Below are 20,450 nucleotides of genomic sequence, written 5' to 3' on the forward strand. Positions count from 1 at the left end.
TGGGGCACAGTGCGCAGCAGGTCATCGCGCTTGGGCAGATCGAAGAGGGGCTGCAGGCCGAGCTGAGCCGCGCGTTGTTCGAGCAGGCCATCGAAGCACCGCTGCAGCGCATTGCCAACACCGTGCAGGGCTTGCTGGCCAGCGCCGGGGTACGCGCCGAGCAGGTCGATACCCTGCTGTTCACCGGCGGTTCCAGTGCCGTACCGGCGCTGCGTGCTCGGGTTGCCGCCCTGCTGCCGGGCGCCCGGCAGGTCGAGGGCGACCGCTTTGGCGGCATCGGCAGCGGCCTGGCCATCGAAGCGGCGCGCCGCTACGGCTGCAGCGCCGCCTGAGGCGGCAGGCGATAACGCCAGATGCGCCGCAATACGGTCGCCAGTTGCCCGGCAAAGCTGCCGCTGTTGTAGAGCTGCCCATAGCGCTGGGCAATCGCCCGCACGTCCACGGCCATCTCGGCATAGCGACGTGCCGGCAGGTCGGGGAACAGGTGATGCTCGATCTGGTGGCTGAGGTTGCCGGTCAGGATATGCAGCAGGCGCCCCCCTTCCAGGTTGCTGGAACCACGCAACTGGCGCAGGTACCAGTGGCCGCGGCTCTCGCCGAGCACCGATTCCTTGCTGAACACGGCCGCCTTCTCGGTGAAATGCCCGCAGAAGATCACTGCGAAGGTCCACAGGTTGCGCAACAGGTTGGCCAGCAGGTTGCCGACCAGCACGGCCAGCGCATTGGCGCCGAGCAACAGGGCCAGCACGGGGAACAGCAGGTAGTCCTTACCCCACTGGCGCAGCAACTTGGCATTGAACTGACGCAGCAGCGGGCGCAGTTCAGCGGCGCTGAGACGCCCCTTGAAATACTGGTCCAGGCGCAGGTGCTGGATCGCCACCGCATACTGGAAGAGCAGCGCCTGCAGGGTCACCCACAGCGGTTGCCAGCGATAGAAGGGCTTCCAGCGCTGCTCGGGAAACAGGCGAACCACGCCGTAACCGACGTCGTCATCCATGCCCACCACATTGGTCCAGGTGTGATGCACATGGTTATGGGTATGCCGCCAGAAATCGCTGGGACCGACGATATCCCACTCGTAGTCGCGCCCGCTCAGTTCCGGGTCATTCATCCAGTCGTACTGGCCATGCATGACGTTATGGCCCAGCTCCATGTTCTCGAGGATCTTGCCCAGCGCCAGCAACAGGCTGCCGAGCAGCCAGGTCGGCGGGAACCAGCCCAACATCAGCAGCAGGCGACCGCTCCAGCAACAGGCACGCACAGCCGCGCGCACCCGGCGGATATAGCGAGCATCCTCGCTACCCAGGCTGGCCAGGGTACGCTGGCGCAGGGCATCCAGCTCCGCGGCAAAGGCCTGCAATTCGACTTCGTTCAGTTCACGGTCTTCACGGTTACTCACAGATCGATCTCCACATCACCCAGCGGCACGCTGACGCACAGGCGCACGGCCTGCCCCGGTTCATCACTGACCAAGCCGCTGCGCAGGTCGCGCACCCGGCCGCTGAGCAGCTGGCAGGTGCAGCGGGTGCAAATGCCCTGACGGCAGCCATGCATCGGGCGCAGGCCCTGAGCCTCGGCCTGTTCCAGCAGGCTTTGCGCCGTGTCGCCCTGGCAGGCCACGCCGCTGCGACGAAACGCCAGACGCACGCAGGTCTGTTCCCCGGCGTCGACAGGTGCCGGGCTGAAGGCCTCGCTCTGCAGGCTGGCGGGCGTCTCGCCGCCCTGCCACCAGCGCTGCACGGCGGCCACAAAGCCATGCGGCCCACAGGCCAGTGCCTGCTCGGCTGCCCGCTCCGGCACATGCGCAGGGCAGAAACGCCCGCTCAGCTCGTCGCCCTGCGCCGCCTGCCCGGTCAATGACCAGCGCACCTGCAGGTTGGCATGGCGCTGCATCAGCGCCTGCAGTTCCTCGGCAAAGGCACGCTGGCCGCGCTCGCGCACGTAGTGCAGCAAGGTCACCGGCGCGCTGTAGCCGCTGGCCAGGGCCTGGCGCAGCAAGCCGAGCAAGGGCGTGATCCCGCTGCCGGCAGCCAGCAGCAGCACGCCCTGCGCCTGCGACGGCCAGCGCAGCGAACCGCTGGCCTGGCTCAGCTCAACGCACTCGCCAATGCCCAGGTGATCCTGCAATAGGCCGGACAGGCGACCACCCGCCTGACGCTTGATGGCCAGCTCGATGCGCCCGCGGCCATCCACCGCAGTCAGGCTGTAGCAACGCGACAGGCGCACACCATCCACTTCACGAAACAGCTGCACATGCTGGCCTGGCCGCCAGTCGCAGGCATTGCCATTGCACTGCAGGGTCAGCGCCAACATGTCATCGGACACCCAGCGACGCGCCAGCAAGCGGGCATAGACACGGTTAAGACTGAGCAACGGGTGCAGACGTTGCAGCCAATAATCGCAGTCGGCTTCGCGTAGCCAGGCTCGCGCCGCCAGGCGCCGCCAGGGCATCAACAGGGGATTGAGTGGTCGCACGGCGGCCAGGGGTAACAAGGGCATCTCACACATCCAGTGAACAAGTGTTCACTAAATTGGCAGATGACCACAAATCAGTCAACACTTGTGCACCCAGTCGTTCACGCCCCGGCCGTTCGACGTCACTGCAGGGCTTTTGCTAAAGTCCCCGCCTCTCGCCAAGGATGCCGGACAGCATGTCTTCTCCCCGCGCCGAACAGAAACAGCAAACCCGCCAGGCCCTCATGGAGGCGGCTCTCAGCCTGATGCACAGCGGGCGCGGCTTCGGCAGCCTGAGCCTGCGCGAAGTCACGCGCCTGGCTGGTGTGGTGCCGACCGCCTTCTACCGGCACTTCAGCGATATGGATGAGCTGGGCCTGGCACTGGTCGCCGAAGTGGGCCAGACCTTCCGCGCCACCCTGCGCGAAGTGCGACGCAACGAATTCGAACTGGGCGGCCTGATCGAAGCCAGCACGCGCATCTTTCTCGATGCGGTACAGGCCAACCACAACCAGTTCCTGTTCCTCGCCCGCGAGCAATACGGTGGCTCGCAAGCCGTGCGCCAGGCACTGGGCGAGTTACGCCAGTTGATCACCGACGACCTGGCCGCCGACCTGCGCCTGATGAACCGCCTGCCCCAACTGGACGATGCGGCATTGGGCGTATTGTCCGACCTGGTCGTGAAGACCGTGTTTGCCACACTGCCCGAACTGATCGACCCACCCGCGGCCAATCTACCCCCCCACCTGCAACCTGAAGCGAAGATCACCCAGCAGCTGCGCTTCATCATGATCGGCGGCAAGCACTGGCAAGGACTGGGCAAAGGCAGTCAATCGACGCCATAGAAAAAGGCCACGGGCCTGCACTGGGCCTGCCTGCTAGTCTGAATCCCGTCACATCCCGTGATGGTTCAGGAGTGCCTGCCATGTCCATCCAGCAACTGCTCGACCTGCTCGCCGACTACGCCGCCGCGCACAGCTAACAGACCGGTGAAACACCTCGCTGAGACCGGCAAGACAAGGCGAAAACCGCCGCTACGCAGCGCAACGCGTAAGAACCGCAGCGTGAGCGTAGTGAGTCAAAAGCGCAGCTCAGGTTTGCTAGATGAGCATTTGAAGTGCTTCGCTGACTCCTTCGCGGCTGCCTAAAGCCCTTTCAACCTTCGCCTGTGGGGCTGCCTTCAGCGCAGCATGGCCAACGATGCAGAAGGTAGGGCGACGCAGGCAGGCAAAGCCGCGATCCTTGCTCAGCGGCCGGCTAAATCGCCAGGCGACCAACGGCCGTTACAACACTCTTGGTTAACGGTCGGCAACCGTCTATCCTGCGCGACTTTTTTCGCCCGGGAACGCCCATGAGCACATCCATGCTTTGCTTGTTGAACAGCGCCAGCCCGGTCCGCCCCGCCTACCGGGCAACTGCCCTGCAACTGGCCGACGCCCTCCACCAGCGCAACCTGGGGCTGATTTATGATGGCAGCCACGACAGCCTTGGTGCCCTGGTGGCCGAGCACCTGCTCGCCATGGGCGGCCAGGTTCTGGCGCTACTGGGCAGCAGCCAGGCACAACCCAGCCCCAGCGCAGGCCTGAGCAGCGAGCGCTGTACGGATCGCCAGCAGCGCAAGGCACGCCTACTGCAACTGGCCGACGCGTTCATTGCCCTGCCCGGCGGCAACCGCGGTTTGCAAGAGGTCATCGAAGTATGGGCCTGGGCCAAGCTGGGCCAGCATCACAAGCCGCTGGGTCTACTCGACGGCAATGGTTTCTACAGCCAGTTGGGCGGCTTCTCGCGCAGCGCCGCCAGCGCTCGCCAATCGGGCGAAGCGCCCGCACTCCTGCAGATCGACAGCGATGCCGAGCTGCTCCTCGGACGCCTGCAGGAAGCCTGCAGCGCTCTGCCCGACTGCTCACCGGCCCTGCACAGAGCACGCACAATGGTGCAACACCCTCTACACTGAGGCTGTCATCCGGCAGTGGCGATCAGCCACTGCGGCTGCGCCGACCTGTGAGGGAACATCATGCCGCGTTGCCTGCACCTGCTGGGCCTTGCTGCCCTGCTGCTGAGCCTACCTGCCCTGGCGACGCCCCCTTTGCGCCTCCTCAGCTGGCCAGGCTATGCCGACGAAGACCTGGTCGCCGCCTTCGAGCAACGTTACCAGCACCCGGTGGAAGTCACCCTGGTACACAGCGACGAACAACTGCGCCGTCAGTTCAACCGCCAGCAGGGCCGCTATTTCGACCTGATCGCGGCCAACACTGCCGAACTGCAAGCCCTGCATGCCCAGCAGCGTCTACTGGCCCTGCCGCTGCAACAGTTGCCCAACCGCCTGCGCCAGCAACGGCGTTTCCGTGATCTGCAGACACTGCCTGGCATCAGCGCCGATGGCCAGGTGTATGCCATCCCCTACGCCTACGCCGAAATGGGCCTGATCTATGACCGCCAGCAGTTGTCACAAGCACCGCAGTCGATTGCCAGCCTATGGGACCCGGCGCTGCACGGACGGGTGCTGATCTACGATGGCGGCAGCCACAATTTCGCCCTGGCCGCACTGCGCCAGGGGCTGCCGCCCTTTGACCTTCCCGCCCAGGCGCTCAGCGAACTCGCGCGCGACCTGCAGGCACTGCGCCGTAACAGCCTGACCTTCTACCGCGGCCCGGAAGAATCGGCAGAACTGTTCATCAGCCAGGGCGCCGCGCTGATGTTTGCCAACTACGGTCAGCAGCAGGTCAAGTTGCTTCGCGATGCCGGCGCCGACATCGGCTACAGCATTCCCCGTGAAGGCGCCCTGGCCTGGCTCGACTGCTGGGCAATCAACCAGGCCAGCCAGCAGGTTGAGCTGGCCCTGCGCTGGATCGACTACAGCCTGGAGCCACCCGTCAGCCAGACGCTCAGCGAGCGCCACGGGCTGGGCAGCACCCTGGAGGGTGCCGCTGACGCCCTGCCCGCCCAGGCTCGCCTGCACTGGCTGCAGCCCGTCGAGAACGAGCAGCGGCGTAGCCAGTTGTGGCAAGCCATTCACAGCGGCAAACGACAACTGCCTGGCGAATGATCATGCCGCTGTCCATCGCCACCCGCCTGAGTCTGTTGCTGCTTGCCTTTGCCCTGTTGCTGGCGGCCAGCATCGGCTATTACGCCTGGAGTCAGAGCCGCGATGCACTGCTGCACGCCGCCCGCGAAGAGCTGTTGGGTGCCAACCGGGTTCTGGCGCTCAACCTCAGTGAAAGTCTCAATCAATCGGCCCGTCACGTGCAGTTGCTGGCAGCCCTGCCCAATACGCGCATGGCCCTGGCCAGCCATGCGCCGCAACTGGCCGCTGCCGCACGCAACCGCCAGGCCCAGGCCTTTGCCCAACTGCTGCACTTTCATCCCCAGTACAGCCAGTTGCGCCTGATCAGCCTCGAGCAGTTCGGCCTGGAACGTATTCGCGTGGAGCGTGCCGATGGGCATATCCGCCGCCTGCGCAGTGGCCAGCTGGAAGAAAAGGGGCATTTTCCCTACGTCTATCTGACCCGCCAGTTGCGCGCCGGCCAGGTGCGCTTTTCACCGATAAACATCAACGACGAACAAGGCTCAAGCGACCTCGAACAACGCCCCAACCTGCGCATCGCCACCCCCGTGGTGGACAGTTATCAGCAGACCCTCGGCGTGCTGGTACTGAATATCGACCTGGAGCGCCTGTTCAACCAACTGCGCAATAACCTGCCGTCTCACTACCGACTGTTCCTGGCCAACACGGAAGGCGACTTCCTGCTGCATCCAGACCCCCAGCAGGCCTTTGCCTTCGAACGCGGCCAACGCAGCCTGCTCCAGGCACAATTTCCTGCCCTGGCCGGCCTGCTCGATGAAGACAGCGCGCCGCGCGTCGCGGACCTCGGCCGACAGGCCAGCGCAGAGCATCTGGTTGGTGCCTTCAGCCGGGTCAGCCTGGACAGCGACCAGGGCACCCGCGTGCTGATTCTTGGCCTGGCCGTGGAGCACAGCCACGTGGTGGCGGGCGCCAATCGCCTGGCAGGCCAGATGCTGCAACTGGGGCTGTTGTTAAGCCTACTGGCCGCCCTGCTGGCACTCTGGCTGGGGCGCGCCTTCAGTGCCCCCTTACGGGCCATGGTCAAGGAAATCCAGCACTTCTCGGAGCATCGGCAGATCGGCACATTGCCACTGCAGCGCGAGGACGAACTGGGCCTGCTGGCACGCAGTATCTATCAGCAACAAAGTCAGATTCTCGAGCAGATCCAGCAACTGCACGACAGCCACCAGGCCGCCGAACACCTCGCCCACCATGACCCACTGACTGGGCTGGGCAATCGGCTGCTGTTCATCGACCGCCTGCAACACGCCATCAGCAATGCCCGGCGCAGCGGCAAGCGCCTGGCGCTGGTATTCGTCGACCTGGACTACTTCAAGGAAATCAACGACAGCCACGGGCACGCCATGGGCGATGCGGTACTGCGCCAGGTCGCCAACCTGTTGCGAGGCGCCACCCGCGCCGGGGATACCGTGGCACGCCTGGGTGGCGATGAATTCGTGATTCTCTACGATGGCCTGGATACGCACAGCGACCTGCCGCAGATCGCCGGCAAGCTACTGGCGCGCTTCCAGAATCGCCTGCTGATCGATGGCCAGGAAATCCATATCCAGGCCAGCATGGGCATCAGCCGTTTCCCGGAAGACGGCCAGGACAGCGTCAGCCTGCTACAGCATGCCGACCGCGCCATGTATCAGGCCAAGCGCGACGGTCGCAACCGTATCCGCTTTAGCAACGAACACGGCTGAGCATCACTCAGCGCGGCGTAGCAGCGGGGCGCCGCGCCGGCTTGCCGCCCTTGCCTTTGCCCTTGCCTGCCGACTGCCCCTTGGCGAAAGCCGCCGCCTTGGCCTGCTCACGCTTATCCCAGGGCTTACTGCCATCGCTGGCCCGCGGCGGCAAACCGCTGTGCTGGGTAAGCAGCGGCTTGCTCGGCCGCTCGGCAGGCGTCGAGTTCTTGCGCCGCGCGCATTGGTAACCACCACTCAGCGCCGGCTGCTGTGCCGGAATCAGTTGATGCTTGCCGGGGCCAATCAGATCAGCGCGCCCCATGGCCTTGAGCGCCTCGCGCAGCAAGGGCCAGTTGTTGGGATCGTGATAGCGCAGGAAGGCCTTGTGCAGGCGGCGCTGCCGCTCACCCTTGATGGTTTCCACGCTCTCGCTCTTGTAGGTCACCTTGCGCAACGGGTTCTTGCCGGAGTGGTACATGGCAGTTGCCGAAGCCATCGGCGAGGGATAGAACGCCTGCACCTGGTCGGCGCGGAAGCCGTTGCGCTTGAGCCACAAGGCGAGGTTCATCATGTCCTCGTCGGTGGTCCCCGGGTGCGCGGCAATGAAGTAGGGGATCAGGTACTGCTCCTTGCCCGCTTCTTTCGAGAACTTCTCGAACATCTGCTTGAAGCGATCATAGGTGCCGATGCCCGGCTTCATCATCTTCGACAGCGGCCCCTGCTCGGTGTGCTCCGGGGCGATCTTCAGGTAGCCGCCAACATGGTGGGTAACCAGCTCGCGCACGTATTCCGGCGACTCAACAGCCAGGTCATAGCGCAGCCCGGACGCAATCAGGATTTTCTTCACCCCGGGCAGCGCACGTGCGCTGCGATACAGCTGGATCAAGGCCGAGTGGTCGGTATTGAGGTTTTCGCAGATACCCGGATAGACGCAGGAGGGCTTGCGGCAGGCTGCCTCGATCTCGCGGCTTTTGCAGGCAATGCGGTACATGTTGGCGGTCGGTCCGCCCAGGTCGGAGATCACCCCGGTAAAGCCGGGCACCTTGTCGCGGATCTCCTCGATCTCGCGAATGATCGACTCGTGGGAGCGACTCTGGATGATGCGGCCCTCGTGCTCGGTGATCGAACAGAAGGTACAGCCGCCAAAACAGCCACGCATGATGTTGATCGAGAAGCGGATCATCTCGTAGGCGGGAATTTTCGCCTGGCCATATACCGGGTGCGGCACGCGGGTATAGGGCAGGCCGAACACGTAGTCCATTTCCTCGGTGCTCAGCGGGATGGGTGGCGGGTTGAGCCAGACATCCTGATTGCCATGGCGCTGCACCAGGGCTCGCGCATTGCCCGGATTGGTCTCCAGGTGCAGCACACGGTTGGCATGCGCATAGAGCACCGGATCGCTCTTGACCTTCTCGTAGGCCGGAATACGGATCACCGTGCGCGAACGGTCCAGCTTCGGACTGGGCAGGATCTCCACCACTCGTGCCGCCTGCGGATCATCCGCGGCACTGCCCTTGGCCTGTTCCAGCGCGCAGGACTGCAGGTCCTGGGTGCTCACATAGGGGTTGATGATCTTGTCGACCTTGCCGGGGCGGTCGATACGCGTGGAGTCGATCTCGAACCAACCCTCCGGCGTGCTGCGCCGCACAAAGGCCGTACCCCGGATGTCAGTCATCGCCTGGATGGATTCACCGGCGGCCAGGCGATGGGCGACCTCGACCACCGCGCGCTCGGCATTGCCGTACAGCAGCAGGTCGGCCTTGGCGTCCATGAGAATCGAATGGCGTACCTTGTCCTGCCAGTAGTCATAGTGGGCAATCCGCCGCAGCGAAGCCTCGATGCCACCGATGATGACCGGCACGCCCTTGTAAGCCTCTCGGCAACGCTGGCTGTAGACCATGCAGGCCCGATCCGGGCGCTTGCCTCCCTCGCCGTTGGGGGTATAGGCATCATCCGAGCGAATCTTGCGGTCGGCGGTGTAGCGATTGATCATCGAGTCCATGTTGCCGGCGGCAACGGCAAACATCAGGTTCGGCCGGCCCAGCGCCATGAAGGCATCCTTGGACTGCCAGTCTGGCTGGCTGATGATGCCAACGCGAAAGCCCTGCTCTTCCAGCAGCCGGCCAATCACCGCCATGCCGAAGGACGGATGATCGACGTAGGCATCACCGGTAACGATGATGATGTCGCAGCTATCCCAGCCCAGCACATCCATCTCGGCGCGACTCATCGGCAGCACCGGCGCCGGGCCAAAACACTCGGCCCAGTATTTGGGGTAGTCGAACAGGGGCTTGGCGGCGTGCATGGCGATAACCGGGAACAGACGGGAAAAAGGCCGCGGAATATAGCACAAAAAATAGGCAGGATACCCGAGCAAAGCAGTCCGGCATTCACCTGGGCGCATGGCCAGCGCTACAGGCGCCTGACTATACTGGCAATCCTGACCCACCCGCCAAACCATGGAGCCTGGATGCCCCGCCTGCTTTACCTGCTCGGGCTGCTCTGGCTGAGCCTCAACCTGCCCGCCCAAGCCCATAGCCTGCAACGTGCCGATAGCGGCGAGTGGCTGGTGGAAGGCATTGAACTGCTGGAAGACCCGAGCGGCCAGTGGCAACTGGCAGACATCCTGCAGCCCGAGCAACAGAAGGCTTTTCGCCCAGCAAATGGCCGCAGTACCGCGGGCATGAGTCGCTCTGCCTGGTGGCTGCGCGTGCCCTTGCAGCGCAGCGCAAGCGCGCCTGACGACTGGCTACTGGAAGTTGCTGCCGTATCCCAACTGGATATCCAGTTGTACCGCCCGAGCAGCATGGGCTGGCAGCGCATCCAGTCGGGAGAAATCAGCGACTTTGCCAGTGGCCGTGAGATCGCCTACCGCCATCCGGTATTTCACCTGCCCGCGCTGGGCGAGCAAGCTATCCATGTGTACCTGCGCCTGTACGACCCGGCGGGTAACAGCTTTCCACTACGCCTTTGGCAGGCCGATGATCTGCAACAGCACATACAGACGGAAAACCTGCTGTTCGGCATGATCTTTGGCGGCCTGGTGGCATTGCTGCTGTACAACCTGATCCTCTTGCTCAGCCTGCGTGACGATGCCTATTTCTGGTATGTGCTGAGTACCACCTGCGTGCTACTGGTGATTCTCGGCGGCACCGGCTACGGCTTTCAGTACCTATGGCCAAACCAGCCACTCTCACCCTGGCTGGACCGGGTTGGCGCGCCGGCGCTCTGGGGGCTATGCGTCTGTCGTTTCAGTCAGCGCCTACTGCAAAGCCGCCGCTATCTGCCGCGCCTACACCGCGGCTTGAACCTCCTGCTGCTGGGCAACCTGCTGATCCTGCTGGCTAACCTGGCCGGCTGGCGAGCATTGGCTGCTACCGGACTGGGCGTAGCCGCCCTGCTCGGCATACCGCTCATGCTGTGCAGTGCCTGGCAGCGCTGGCGGCAGGGCTATCGCCCGGCGCTGTTCTTTCTGCTCGGTCATGGGCTGATCTTTACCGTGGCCTGCCTGATGATGTTGCGCAGCCTGGGCCTGCTGGATCCCGCGTGGCTCAACACCTTCCTCTTTCCAGCCTCGGCGGCGACAGAAACCGTGCTGTTTTCCTTTGCCCTGGCCTACCGCATCCAGCTGCTGCGTCAGGAAAAGGCCGCAGCGCTGGAGCTCGCCAACCAGGAAAAGAGTGCACGCCTGCAGCACTTGCAGAACTACACCCTCAACCTGCAGGCAGCCGTGGACGAACGCACCCACGCCCTGGCTGCCGCCAACCAGCAGCTGCGCGAACGCGAACAGGCACTGCAGCACGCTGCCTTCCATGACCCACTGACCGGCCTGGCCAACCGCCGTCTGTTTCTGCAGCACGCCGCCGGCAGCCTGGCCGAAGCGCAGCGTCTGGGGCAATCGGTAGCCTTGCTGCTGATCGACCTGGATCACTTCAAACCAGTGAATGACCGACACGGACACAGCGCCGGTGACTGGCTACTCGGCGCACTTGGCCAACGCCTGCAGCAAAGGCTTCGCGGGCATGACCTGCTGGCCCGCCTGGGTGGCGACGAGTTCGCCGTACTGCTGCGTGCCGCACAGGATGTCCGCGAGCAGGCGCTGCAGGTTGCCCTGCGCATTCAGGACGCGCTGGGCGAGCCCTATGTTTACCAACAGCAGACACTCCACATCGGCTGCAGCATCGGCATCGCCCTCTACCCTGAACATGCCCGCCATCTGGAAGCCCTCTACCAGGCCGCAGACGACGCGCTCTACCAGGCCAAGGCCGATGGCCGTGGCGCCATCGTAGTGTGCCCGCACGCCAGCCCAGAGCCAGTCAATAGCGACGCGGCACCCGTGCGGTGACCCGGGTCAGCAATTCATAGCCAAGGGTGCCGGCAGCCCGCGCCACCTCATCCACCGGCAGGCGCTGTCCCCACAACTCGACCTCGCTGCCCAGCTGCACACTTGGCAATACACCGACATCCACACACAGCATGTCCATCGACACCCGCCCGGCCAGCGGCACACGCTGCCCCTGCAACCACACCGGGGTACCGGTGGGCGCATGCCGCGGATAACCGTCGGCATAGCCGCAACTGACCGTGGCTATGCGCGTGTCATGCGTCGCCTGCCAGCTGCCGCCGTAGCCCACCGTTTCGCCGGCCTGTACTTCGCGCAAGGCAATCACCTCGGCACGCAGACTCATCGCCGGGCGCAAGCCCAGCTCGCCGGCCGACAGTTCGGCAAACGGGCTGGCCCCGTAAAGCATGATGCCCGGCCGCAGCCAGTCCATGTGCGCGGCAGGAATCATCAGCACCGCGGCCGAGTTGGCCAGCGAGCGCTGGGCAAAGGGCAGGTCCAGCACATCCAGGAAGCGCTCCAGCTGCAGCTCGGTGAGGCTGTTGCCTCGCTCGTCGGCGCAAGCGAAGTGGCTGATCAGGTTGAGCTCGCTGACCTGGCTGGCCGCCTGCAGGCGGGCATGCCAGTGGCGCAACGCCGCCTCATCAAAGCCCAGGCGGTGCATCCCGCTGTCCAGTTTCAGCCAGACCCGCAACGGCGCCGGCAAGACACTGGCCAGCAGTCCCTCGGCCTGCTCGGCGCTGTGCAACACGACATCCACGCCCAACTCGGCCGCCCGCTGGTATTCGGCAACCGCAAAACAGCCTTCGAGCAGTAGCAGACGCGCCTGGCTCGCCACCCGGCGCACCCGTTCGGCCTCCTCGAGGCAGGCCACGGCAAAACCATCGGCGTCAGACAGGGCGGCCACCACCGGCTCCAGGCCGTGACCATAGGCATCCGCCTTGACCACCGCCAGGGCCTGGCGGCCCGGGGCGCACTGGCGGGCCAGCGCATAGTTGTGGGTAATCGCGGCAAGATCGATATGAGCGACCAGCGGGCGCATAGCAGACTCCAGCACTACACAGACAACCCGGCAGGCCGGGTCAGGCGGCAGGCCGCACGGCCTGCGCAACAGGGGAGGGGTTATTCGTCTTCGAAGGTGTACATGCCCGGCGCCAGGTTCTCGAAGCGCGTGTACTTGCCGAGAAAGGCCAGGCGTACGGTACCGATCGGGCCATTACGCTGTTTGCCGATGATGATTTCCGCCACGCCCTTGTACTCGGTCTCCGGGTGATAGACCTCGTCGCGGTAGACGAACATGATGATGTCGGCATCCTGCTCGATGGCCCCGGACTCACGCAGGTCGGAGTTGACCGGGCGCTTGTTGGGACGCTGTTCCAGCGAGCGGTTGAGCTGCGACAGCGCCACCACCGGGCAATTGAATTCCTTGGCCAGGGCTTTCAGCGAGCGGGAGATTTCGGAAATCTCGTTGACCCGGCTATCGCCACTCGAGCCAGGAATCTGCATCAGCTGCAGGTAGTCGACCATGATCAGGGCAATTTCGCCGTGCTCACGCGCTACCCGGCGGGTTCGTGCGCGCATTTCCGATGGCGAGATGCCGGCCGTATCGTCGATGAACAGCTTGCGCTCGTTGAGCAGGTTGACCGCAGAGGTCAGGCGCGGCCAGTCCTCGTCATCCAGCTTGCCAGTACGCACCTTGGTCTGGTCGATCCGCCCGAGGGACGACAGCATACGCATGACGATCGAGTCGGAGGGCATCTCCAACGAGTACACCAGCACGACCTTGTCGGTACGCAGCACGGCATTCTCTACCAGGTTCATGGCAAAGGTGGTCTTACCCATCGACGGACGACCGGCCACGATGATCAAGTCGGCAGGCTGCAGGCCGCTGGTCTTCTCGTCCAGGTCGGTGAAGCCGGTGGAAATGCCGGTAAGCCCTTCATTGGTATTGAACAGCGTATCAATGCGGTCGATGGTCTTGACCAGGATATCGTTGATACCCACCGGCCCACCGGTTTTTGGCCGTGCTTCGGCAATCTCGAAAATCTTGCGTTCGGCATCATCGAGAATCTCCGCGCCACTGCGCCCTTCGGGGGCGTAGGCACTGTCGGCGATCTCGTTGCTGATGCTGATCAGCTGGCGCAGTGTCGCGCGCTCGCGAACGATCTGCGCGTAGGCCTTGATATTGGCCACCGACGGCGTATTACGCGCCAGTTCAGCCAGGTAGACCAGGCCGCCGGCCTGAGCCAGCTGCCCCTCCTTGTCCAGCTGCTCGGACAAGGTAACCACATCGAACGGCTGGTTACGTTCGGCCAGGCGAAAAATCGCGCGGAAGATCAGGCGATGGTCATGCCGATAGAAATCATTGTCGGACACCTGATCAAGCACCCGCTCCCAGGCGTTGTTGTCGAGCATCAGACCGCCCAGCACCGCCTGCTCGGCCTCGATCGAATGAGGCGGCACCTTGAGCGCAGCAGTTTGCAGATCGTATTGCTGGGGGACGGAAATATCGTTCATCGGCGGACGACTATGCACTCGGCAAAAAAACAAAAGGCACGCCCTGCAAGCAGGGCGTGCCCGATGTTAACCGTCTGGGCAACCAGTGCCTAGGCGGTCAGCACACCTTAGGCGGCGACTACGATCAGCTTGACCGCAGCTTCGACGTCGCTGTGCAGGTGCAGAGCAACTTCGAATTCGCCAGTGTGGCGGATGGTACCGTTGGGCAGGCGCACTTCAGCCTTGCTGACCGGCACACCAGCGGAGGTCAGGGCATCAGCGATGTCATGAGTACCGATGGAACCGAACAGCTTGCCCTCATCGCCGGCGACGGCGGTGATGGTGACTTCCAGCTCATTGAGCTGGGCAGCACGGGCTTCGGCAGTCGCCTTCTTCTCGGCAGCAGCCTTTTCCAGCTCGGCGCGGCGTGCTTCGAAAGCAGCAACGTTGGCCGGGGTGGCAGCAGTAGCCTTGCCCTGCGGCAGCAGGTAGTTACGGCCGTAGCCAGCCTTGACATTTACCTTGTCGCCCAGGTTGCCCAGGTTGGCGACTTTTTCCAGCAGGATGACTTCCATTTGGGTCTTACCTCTTAACTTTTAACCTTCACCGTTCGCGGCGTCGTCCGGCTTATGTCGCTGACGCCCACGAAAATCAAACAGACTGTCGACAATGGCCAAGACCATCAGCAACGGATAAATCAGCTGCAGGAACAGCAGCAACGACACATACAGGCCAACCAGCCAGAACCCGGCCAGACGCTTCTGCGCCACCAGGCCATGCAGCAATGCCACACCAGCCAAGGCCAGCGGCACTGTACACAGCGGCACCAGCATGGCCAGCTGCGGTGCCACATTGGGCACCAGCAACAACGCCAGCAGCAGGCCAAAAGCCGGCAGCGGCGACAGCCGCAAGGCATGGAACTCGCCGGCAAAACCGCCGGGGTTGTACAACGCCGCTTGCCAGTAACGCGCCAACATCAGGCTGAGCAGGCTGAGCAACTGCAACAGGGCCGCCATCAGGCCGGTGAGCACCGGCACCACCAGGCTGTCCATGCGCGCGCGCTCGGCCTCCGGCCACTGCTGGAGAATCTCGCCCATCTGCTGCTGCATGAGCGTATTCAGCTCCTGCGCCAGCCGGGCAATCGACTCCTGGAACTGCTCGCCAAGCACCAGGGCAAACAACAGCCCCAACGGCACACTGGCCAGCAGTACCGCTACCCAGGACTGTGTGCGGCGCAACAACTGCGCCAGCGACAGCGTCCCGAGCAACACCAGCAAGGTGCGCGGTTCCGCGAAATACCACCAGGCCAAGGCCGGCAGTACCGCCCATACCACTATCGTTACCGCATCCTGCATACCCCGGCGCAACAACACCAGGGCACTCGCCGCAGCACTCAGCCAGAACAACAAAGGCAGAGCTGCCGCCGCAGCCACCACAAGGGTGGCCTGCATACGTCCGCGCATGATGAACTCAGCGATGGCGCGCATGCGATCTATCCATTAACTCGTTGTCGACCGCCCGGTTTCAACGGCCGTGGCTGTCGGTGTAGGGCAGCAGGGCCAGGTAGCGGGCGCGCTTGATAGCGGTACCCAGCTGACGCTGATACTTGGCTTTGGTCCCGGTGATACGGCTCGGAACAATCTTGCCGGTTTCGGAAATGTAGGCCTTCAGGGTGTTGAGATCCTTGTAATCGATCTCTTTGACGTTTTCTGCGGTGAAGCGGCAGAACTTACGACGACGGAAGAAACGTGCCATGAGATTGGCTCCTCAATAGATCCGTGGATTACTCGTCAGCGTTGTCGCTGTTGTCGCCATCGTCGCCATCGGCGGAGTCGGCTTCAACACGATCACGGCGCTCGCGGCGCTCGCTGCGGTTTTCTTCGGCCTTGAGCATCTCGGACTGGCCGGTTACGGCTTCGTCACGACGGATGACCAGGTTACGGATGACCGCGTCGTTGTAGCGGAAGTTGTCTTCCAGCTCGGCAAGCGCCTTGGCGCTGCACTCGACGTTGAGCATCACGTAGTGAGCCTTGTGCACGTTGTTGATGGCATAAGCCAGCTGACGACGGCCCCAGTCTTCCAGGCGGTGAACCTTGCCACCATCTTCTTCGATCAGCTTGGTGTAACGCTCGACCATGCCGCCGACTTGTTCACTCTGATCCGGGTGGACCAGGAAAACGATTTCGTAATGACGCATAAATGCTCCTTACGGGTTGTAGCCTGCCAGATAATCCGGTCAGGCAAGGAGTGAATGACTCTTGTGAGCTTGCCGCCAGGCAGGTGCAAGAACACCTACCCAAACGGCAAGGGGCGAGATTGTACGGGCAGGACAGACGCGCCGCAAGCGGCGGGCGCTCAGCGGCGCTGACGCAGTGCCTCGAACAGGCACACCCCGGCAGCCACCGAAACATTCAGGCTGCTCACGCTGCCCGCCATGGGCAACTTGACCAGAAAGTCGCAGTGCTCGCGAGTCAGCCGCCGCATGCCCTTGCCCTCGGCGCCCATGACCAGCACCAGCGGCCCGCGCAGATCCTGCTGGTATATCTCCTGATCGGCTTCGCCCGCCGTGCCGACCACCCACAAGCCGCGCTTCTGCAGTTTTTCCAGCGTCCGCGCGAGGTTAGTCACCGCAACCAGCGGCATGACCTCGGCCGCGCCGCAAGCCACCTTGCGCACCGTGGCATTCAGCGTGGCCGACTTGTCCTTGGGCACGACCACCGCCAAGGCACCCGCCGCATCAGCCGTACGCAGACAGGCACCGAGATTGTGCGGATCGGTCACCCCATCCAGCACCAACAGCAACGGCACACCTTCATGGCGATCCAGCAATTCCTCAAGCATCGCCTCGCCCCATACCTGACTGGGACTAACCTCCGCCACGACCCCCTGATGCACCCCCTCGGCCCACTCGTCGAGCTCACGACGCTCGCGCTGCCCGACACTGATGCGCTGCTGCGTCGCCAGCTCAACCAACGTCTGCACCCGCGGATCCTGACGCCCCTCGGCCAGCCACAACTGCTTGACGCGGCGTGGGTGATGGCGCAGCAAGGCCTCCACGGCGTGCACGCCGTATACCTGCTCCAACTGACTCATGACTTCGCCTTACGCTTACGCGCCTTGCCGGGCGCCGCCGCGCCGTCCCGCTTGCCAGCCGAGGACTTGGCCTTGCCTTTGCCTTTACCAGACGACTTGCTGGCAGACCTGGTCTCATCTGCAGACTTCTGCTTGCTGGCACGACCTTTCGCCGGCGCAGCTGACGGAGCGGAAGAGCGCCCCGCCGCACTGCGCGAGCCACCCGCAGCCTGACGCGCACGCACCGCGACCGGCTGCTCCTGCGCCAGCTCGAAATCGATCTTGCGCTCATCCAGATCAACACGCATGACCTTCACCGACACGCTGTCGCCAAGTCGGAAGCTGCGCCCACTGCGCTCACCGGCCAGGCGATGATGTACCGGATCGAAGTGATAGTAGTCACCCGGCAAGGCCGTGACGTGCACCAAGCCCTCGACATAGATGTCACGCAACTCGACGAACAGGCCAAAGCCGGTCACCGCGGTAATCACCCCGGCAAAGGTTTCGCCCACGCGATCCTGCATGAACTCGCACTTCAGCCAGTTGACCACATCACGCGTGGCCTCATCGGCGCGCCGCTCGGTCAGCGAGCACTGCTCGCCGAGCTGCTCCAGAGCCGCCTCGTCGTACGGATAGATACGCGCCTTGGGCATGCTCGCGGCGCCCGCCCGCAACACATGCGGGGTGTCCAGCTTCGAGCGAATCACGCTGCGAATCGCCCGATGCACCAGCAGGTCCGGGTAACGGCGAATCGGCGAAGTGAAGTGGGTATAGGCTTCGTAGTTGAGGCCAAAGTGCCCCTGATTGTCGACGCTGTACACCGCCTGACTGAGCGAGCGCAGCATCACCGTCTGGATCAGGTGGAAATCCGCACGCCCCTGAATCGACTGCAAGAACTTCTGATAATCCTTCGGCGTAGGGCCTTCCTTGCCCTTGTGCAGGCTCAGGCCCAGCTCACCGAGAAACGCCTTGAGCTTTTCCACGCGCTCGGCAGGCGGACCGTCATGCACACGGTACAGCGACGGCAGCTCATGTTTCTGCATGAACTGCGCAGTCGCCACGTTGGCGGCCAGCATGCACTCCTCGATGAGCTTGTGCGCATCGTTGCGCTGGGTCGGACGAATCTCCGCGATCTTGCGGTCAGCACCAAAGACGATGCGCGTCTCCTGGGTCTCGAAGTCAATCGCCCCACGCTCGTGACGAGCCGCCAGCAGCACCTGATACAAGGCATACAGCTGCTTGAGATGCGGCACGACCTGCGCATACTCCTGACGCAAGGCCTTGCCTTCGGCGCTCTTCGGATGCTCCAGCATGCTACTGACCTTGTTGTAGGTCAGCCGCGCATGCGAGTGGATAACCGCCTCGCAAAAGCGATAGTCGACCAGCTTGCCGGCCTTGGAGATGCTCATCTCGCAAACCAATGCCAGGCGATCGACCTGCGGATTCAGCGAGCACAAACCATTCGACAGTTCTTCAGGCAACATCGGCACCACCCGTTCAGGGAAGTACACGGAATTGCCGCGCTGCCGGGCTTCTTCGTCCAGTGGCGAGCCCACCTTGACGTAATGCGATACATCGGCAATCGCCACGTACAATTTCCAGCCACCGGAGAACAGCTTCCAGCGACTGGTGTTGCGCTCGCAATACACCGCGTCGTCGAAATCCCGGGCATCCTCGCCGTCGATGGTGACAAAGGGCAGATGGCGCAGGTCGACACGCTTCTCTTTGTCTTTCTCCTCGACCTGCGGCCTGAGCTTGCGAGCTTCGCGAACGACCTCCTGCGGCCAGACATGCGGAATGTCATAGCTGCGCAGCGCCACATCAATCTCCATGCCCGGCGCCATGTAGTTGCCGATCACCTCAACCACATCACCCTGCGGCTGGAAACGCGCGGTCGGCCAGTGAGTGATGCGAATCTCGACGAACTGGCCGATGCGTGCGCCGCCGTTACGCCCCGGAGTAACCAGCACCTCCTGCTGGATCTTCGGATTATCCGCCTCGACGAAACCAATGCCGGCTTCCTCGAAATAACGCCCGACGATGCTTTCGTGGGCGCGCTGGATCACCTCGACAATGGCGCCCTCGCGGCGCCCCCGCCGATCCAGGCCGGAGACCCGCGCCAGGGCACGATCACCATCGAACACCAGGCGCATTTGCGCCGGCCCGAGGAACAGGTCATCACTGCCGTCATCCGGCACCAGGAAGCCGAAGCCGTCACGATGACCGCTAACCCGACCACAGACCAGATCAAGCTTATCCACCGGGGCATAGGTGCCACGCCGGGTATAGATCAGTTGACCATCGCGCTCCATGGCCCGCAGCCGACGACGCAAGGCCTCGGCCTGTTCGTCATCGTGCAGGCCGAACTCTTCCAGGAGTTGCTCCCGGGTCGCGGGTGCACCGCGCTCATCCAGGCGCTTGAGAATCAGCTCACGGCTGGGAATAGGGTTTTCATACTTTTCCGCCTCGCGGGCGGCCTCGGGATCGAGGGTTTGCCAATCGGCCATTAGAGAGGTGTCACCTGTATTCATGAAAGGCATCTGTGCCTTGGTGCGTATTGAAGCGCGAAACGCCCCCGGCGGTCATTGCGCCAGGCAATAATTTTTTCAGCGTCAGGGGTTTACAAGGAAAAACCCGAGCCGTATAGTTCGCGCCCACAGCGTCACTGCGACGTTGTAACCCGGAAAGAATACAGCAATACGACGTTATTGATGCATTCAATCCCGTGCCCAGGTGGCGGAATTGGTAGACGCGCTGGTTTCAGGTATCAGTGGTGGCAACACCGTGGAAGTTCGAGTCTTCTCCTGGGCACCAATTTCAAACGAATCGAATCCCAATTATTCGATTTGTGTATAAAAAGGATGGCAAGGTTCCTTTTTCGCTTGCGAAGCAAACCTTGTAAGTCGATGAGCAATCATCGCGCTGTGCCCAGGTGGCGGAATTGGTAGACGCGCTGGTTTCAGGTATCAGTGGTGGCAACACCGTGGAAGTTCGAGTCTTCTCCTGGGCACCAATATTCAAGTAAAAAACCCGCCTCTGGCGTAATGCTGTTCACTTAAGCATTTGAGCCCTGATGGGGCTTCCCCGAAAATCCGATGTCAGGTCCCTGGCATCGGATTTTTTATGTCTCTGCAACAGCAACTGCTCGACTTAGGTGAACTGTTCAACTTCTCGGATCTGAGCACCTTCACTCAAAACATCCCGATCGAGTGGGTGGCATCCGCTCTGGACTTGTCCGCCCAGGCCACCATAAGGCGGCGGCGTCTGCCCAGCGATCAGGTGCTCTGGCTGGTGCTTGGCATGGCCTTGTTCTGTGACGAGCCGGTGCATGAGG

General features: G+C 63.1%; 18 protein-coding genes and 2 tRNA genes. 9 read left to right on the forward strand and 11 right to left on the reverse strand.

Annotated elements, in window-relative coordinates:
• Positions 1-332 (forward strand): Hsp70 family protein (locus CFY91_RS14225; protein WP_165765336.1); only part of this gene is annotated, 332 nt, incomplete at its 5' end.
• Here the strand turns inward: CFY91_RS14225 and CFY91_RS14230 are convergent.
• Together CFY91_RS14230 and CFY91_RS14235 are read right to left on the reverse strand one after the other, a co-directional pair.
• Complete coding sequence (locus tag CFY91_RS14230; protein WP_093987061.1) at positions 311-1,399, reverse strand: fatty acid desaturase family protein; 1,089 nt, start codon at positions 1,397-1,399, stop codon at positions 311-313. The two genes, CFY91_RS14225 and CFY91_RS14230, sit on opposite strands and share 22 nt — an antisense overlap.
• Positions 1,396-2,499, reverse strand: a complete 1,104-nt coding sequence (locus tag CFY91_RS14235) for a ferredoxin reductase (RefSeq protein WP_093987062.1) — start codon at positions 2,497-2,499, stop codon at positions 1,396-1,398. The genes CFY91_RS14230 and CFY91_RS14235 overlap by 4 nt, the downstream gene beginning before the upstream one ends.
• Positions 2,500-2,651: 152 nt before the next feature.
• On the opposite strand from CFY91_RS14235, the gene fabR reads away from it, so the two are divergent.
• From fabR to CFY91_RS14255, 4 genes are all read left to right on the forward strand, one after another.
• A complete protein-coding gene (gene fabR / locus CFY91_RS14240) occupies positions 2,652-3,299 on the forward strand; it encodes an HTH-type transcriptional repressor FabR (protein ID WP_093987063.1) in 648 nt (215 codons plus the stop codon).
• Positions 3,300-3,817: 518 nt separating this feature from the next.
• Positions 3,818-4,408 (forward strand): LOG family protein, encoded by a 591-nt coding sequence (locus tag CFY91_RS14245; protein WP_229727214.1) that lies wholly within the window; start codon positions 3,818-3,820, stop codon positions 4,406-4,408.
• A 60-nt stretch (positions 4,409-4,468) separates the two neighbouring features.
• Positions 4,469-5,500, forward strand: coding sequence for an ABC transporter substrate-binding protein (locus CFY91_RS14250; protein WP_093987065.1), 1,032 nt, complete (start codon positions 4,469-4,471; stop codon positions 5,498-5,500).
• 2 nt (positions 5,501-5,502) lie between these two features.
• A complete protein-coding gene (locus tag CFY91_RS14255) occupies positions 5,503-7,224 on the forward strand; it encodes a sensor domain-containing diguanylate cyclase (protein WP_106408256.1) in 1,722 nt (573 codons plus the stop codon).
• Between the two features lie 7 nt (positions 7,225-7,231).
• Here the strand turns inward: CFY91_RS14255 and CFY91_RS14260 are convergent, their stop codons facing one another.
• Positions 7,232-9,511 carry a YgiQ family radical SAM protein gene (locus CFY91_RS14260; protein ID WP_093987068.1) on the reverse strand — a complete coding sequence of 760 codons (2,280 nt, stop codon included), beginning with the start codon at positions 9,509-9,511 and terminating at the stop codon, positions 7,232-7,234.
• 165 nt (positions 9,512-9,676) lie between these two features.
• Between CFY91_RS14260 and CFY91_RS14265 the strand changes: the two genes are divergently transcribed.
• Complete coding sequence (locus tag CFY91_RS14265) at positions 9,677-11,551, forward strand: diguanylate cyclase (RefSeq protein ID WP_229727215.1); 1,875 nt, start codon at positions 9,677-9,679, stop codon at positions 11,549-11,551.
• Here CFY91_RS14265 and alr read toward each other — a convergent pair.
• From alr to rnr, 8 genes are all read right to left on the reverse strand, one after another.
• Positions 11,523-12,590 (reverse strand): alanine racemase, encoded by a 1,068-nt coding sequence (gene alr, locus CFY91_RS14270; RefSeq protein ID WP_093987069.1) that lies wholly within the window; start codon positions 12,588-12,590, stop codon positions 11,523-11,525. The genes CFY91_RS14265 and alr overlap by 29 nt on opposite strands.
• Positions 12,591-12,670: 80 nt before the next feature.
• Positions 12,671-14,065, reverse strand: coding sequence for a replicative DNA helicase (dnaB, locus tag CFY91_RS14275; protein WP_093987071.1), 1,395 nt, complete (start codon positions 14,063-14,065; stop codon positions 12,671-12,673).
• A gap of 107 nt (positions 14,066-14,172) precedes the next feature.
• Entirely contained in the window at positions 14,173-14,619 is a 447-nt protein-coding gene (gene rplI, locus CFY91_RS14280; RefSeq protein ID WP_093987072.1) for a 50S ribosomal protein L9, read from the reverse strand.
• Between the two features lie 21 nt (positions 14,620-14,640).
• Positions 14,641-15,531 carry a YybS family protein gene (locus tag CFY91_RS14285; RefSeq protein WP_093987074.1) on the reverse strand — a complete coding sequence of 297 codons (891 nt, stop codon included), beginning with the start codon at positions 15,529-15,531 and terminating at the stop codon, positions 14,641-14,643.
• 37 nt (positions 15,532-15,568) lie between these two features.
• The gene (gene rpsR, locus CFY91_RS14290; protein ID WP_093987076.1) at positions 15,569-15,799 is read right to left on the reverse strand and encodes a 30S ribosomal protein S18; all 231 of its coding nucleotides are present in this window, start codon (positions 15,797-15,799) and stop codon (positions 15,569-15,571) included.
• Between the two features lie 28 nt (positions 15,800-15,827).
• Positions 15,828-16,241 (reverse strand): 30S ribosomal protein S6, encoded by a 414-nt coding sequence (rpsF, locus tag CFY91_RS14295; RefSeq protein WP_093987077.1) that lies wholly within the window; start codon positions 16,239-16,241, stop codon positions 15,828-15,830.
• Between the two features lie 158 nt (positions 16,242-16,399).
• Entirely contained in the window at positions 16,400-17,137 is a 738-nt protein-coding gene (gene rlmB / locus CFY91_RS14300) for a 23S rRNA (guanosine(2251)-2'-O)-methyltransferase RlmB (RefSeq protein WP_093987079.1), read from the reverse strand.
• Positions 17,134-19,623, reverse strand: coding sequence for a ribonuclease R (rnr, locus tag CFY91_RS14305; protein ID WP_093987081.1), 2,490 nt, complete (start codon positions 19,621-19,623; stop codon positions 17,134-17,136). Before rnr ends, rlmB begins: the two co-directional genes overlap by 4 nt.
• Positions 19,624-19,843: 220 nt before the next feature.
• Between rnr and CFY91_RS14310 the strand changes: the two genes are divergently transcribed.
• The 3 genes from CFY91_RS14310 to CFY91_RS14320 form a co-directional block, all read left to right on the forward strand.
• Positions 19,844-19,930: transfer RNA gene (locus CFY91_RS14310), tRNA-Leu, on the forward strand.
• Between the two features lie 112 nt (positions 19,931-20,042).
• Positions 20,043-20,129, forward strand: a tRNA-Leu gene (locus tag CFY91_RS14315).
• Between the two features lie 116 nt (positions 20,130-20,245).
• On the forward strand, positions 20,246-20,450 hold a 205-nt coding region (locus CFY91_RS14320), incomplete at its 3' end, for a transposase domain-containing protein (RefSeq protein ID WP_207759399.1).

Origin of the sequence: Pseudomonas fluvialis (assembly GCF_002234375.1) — a bacterium.
Lineage (GTDB): Bacteria > Pseudomonadota > Gammaproteobacteria > Pseudomonadales > Pseudomonadaceae > Aquipseudomonas > Aquipseudomonas fluvialis.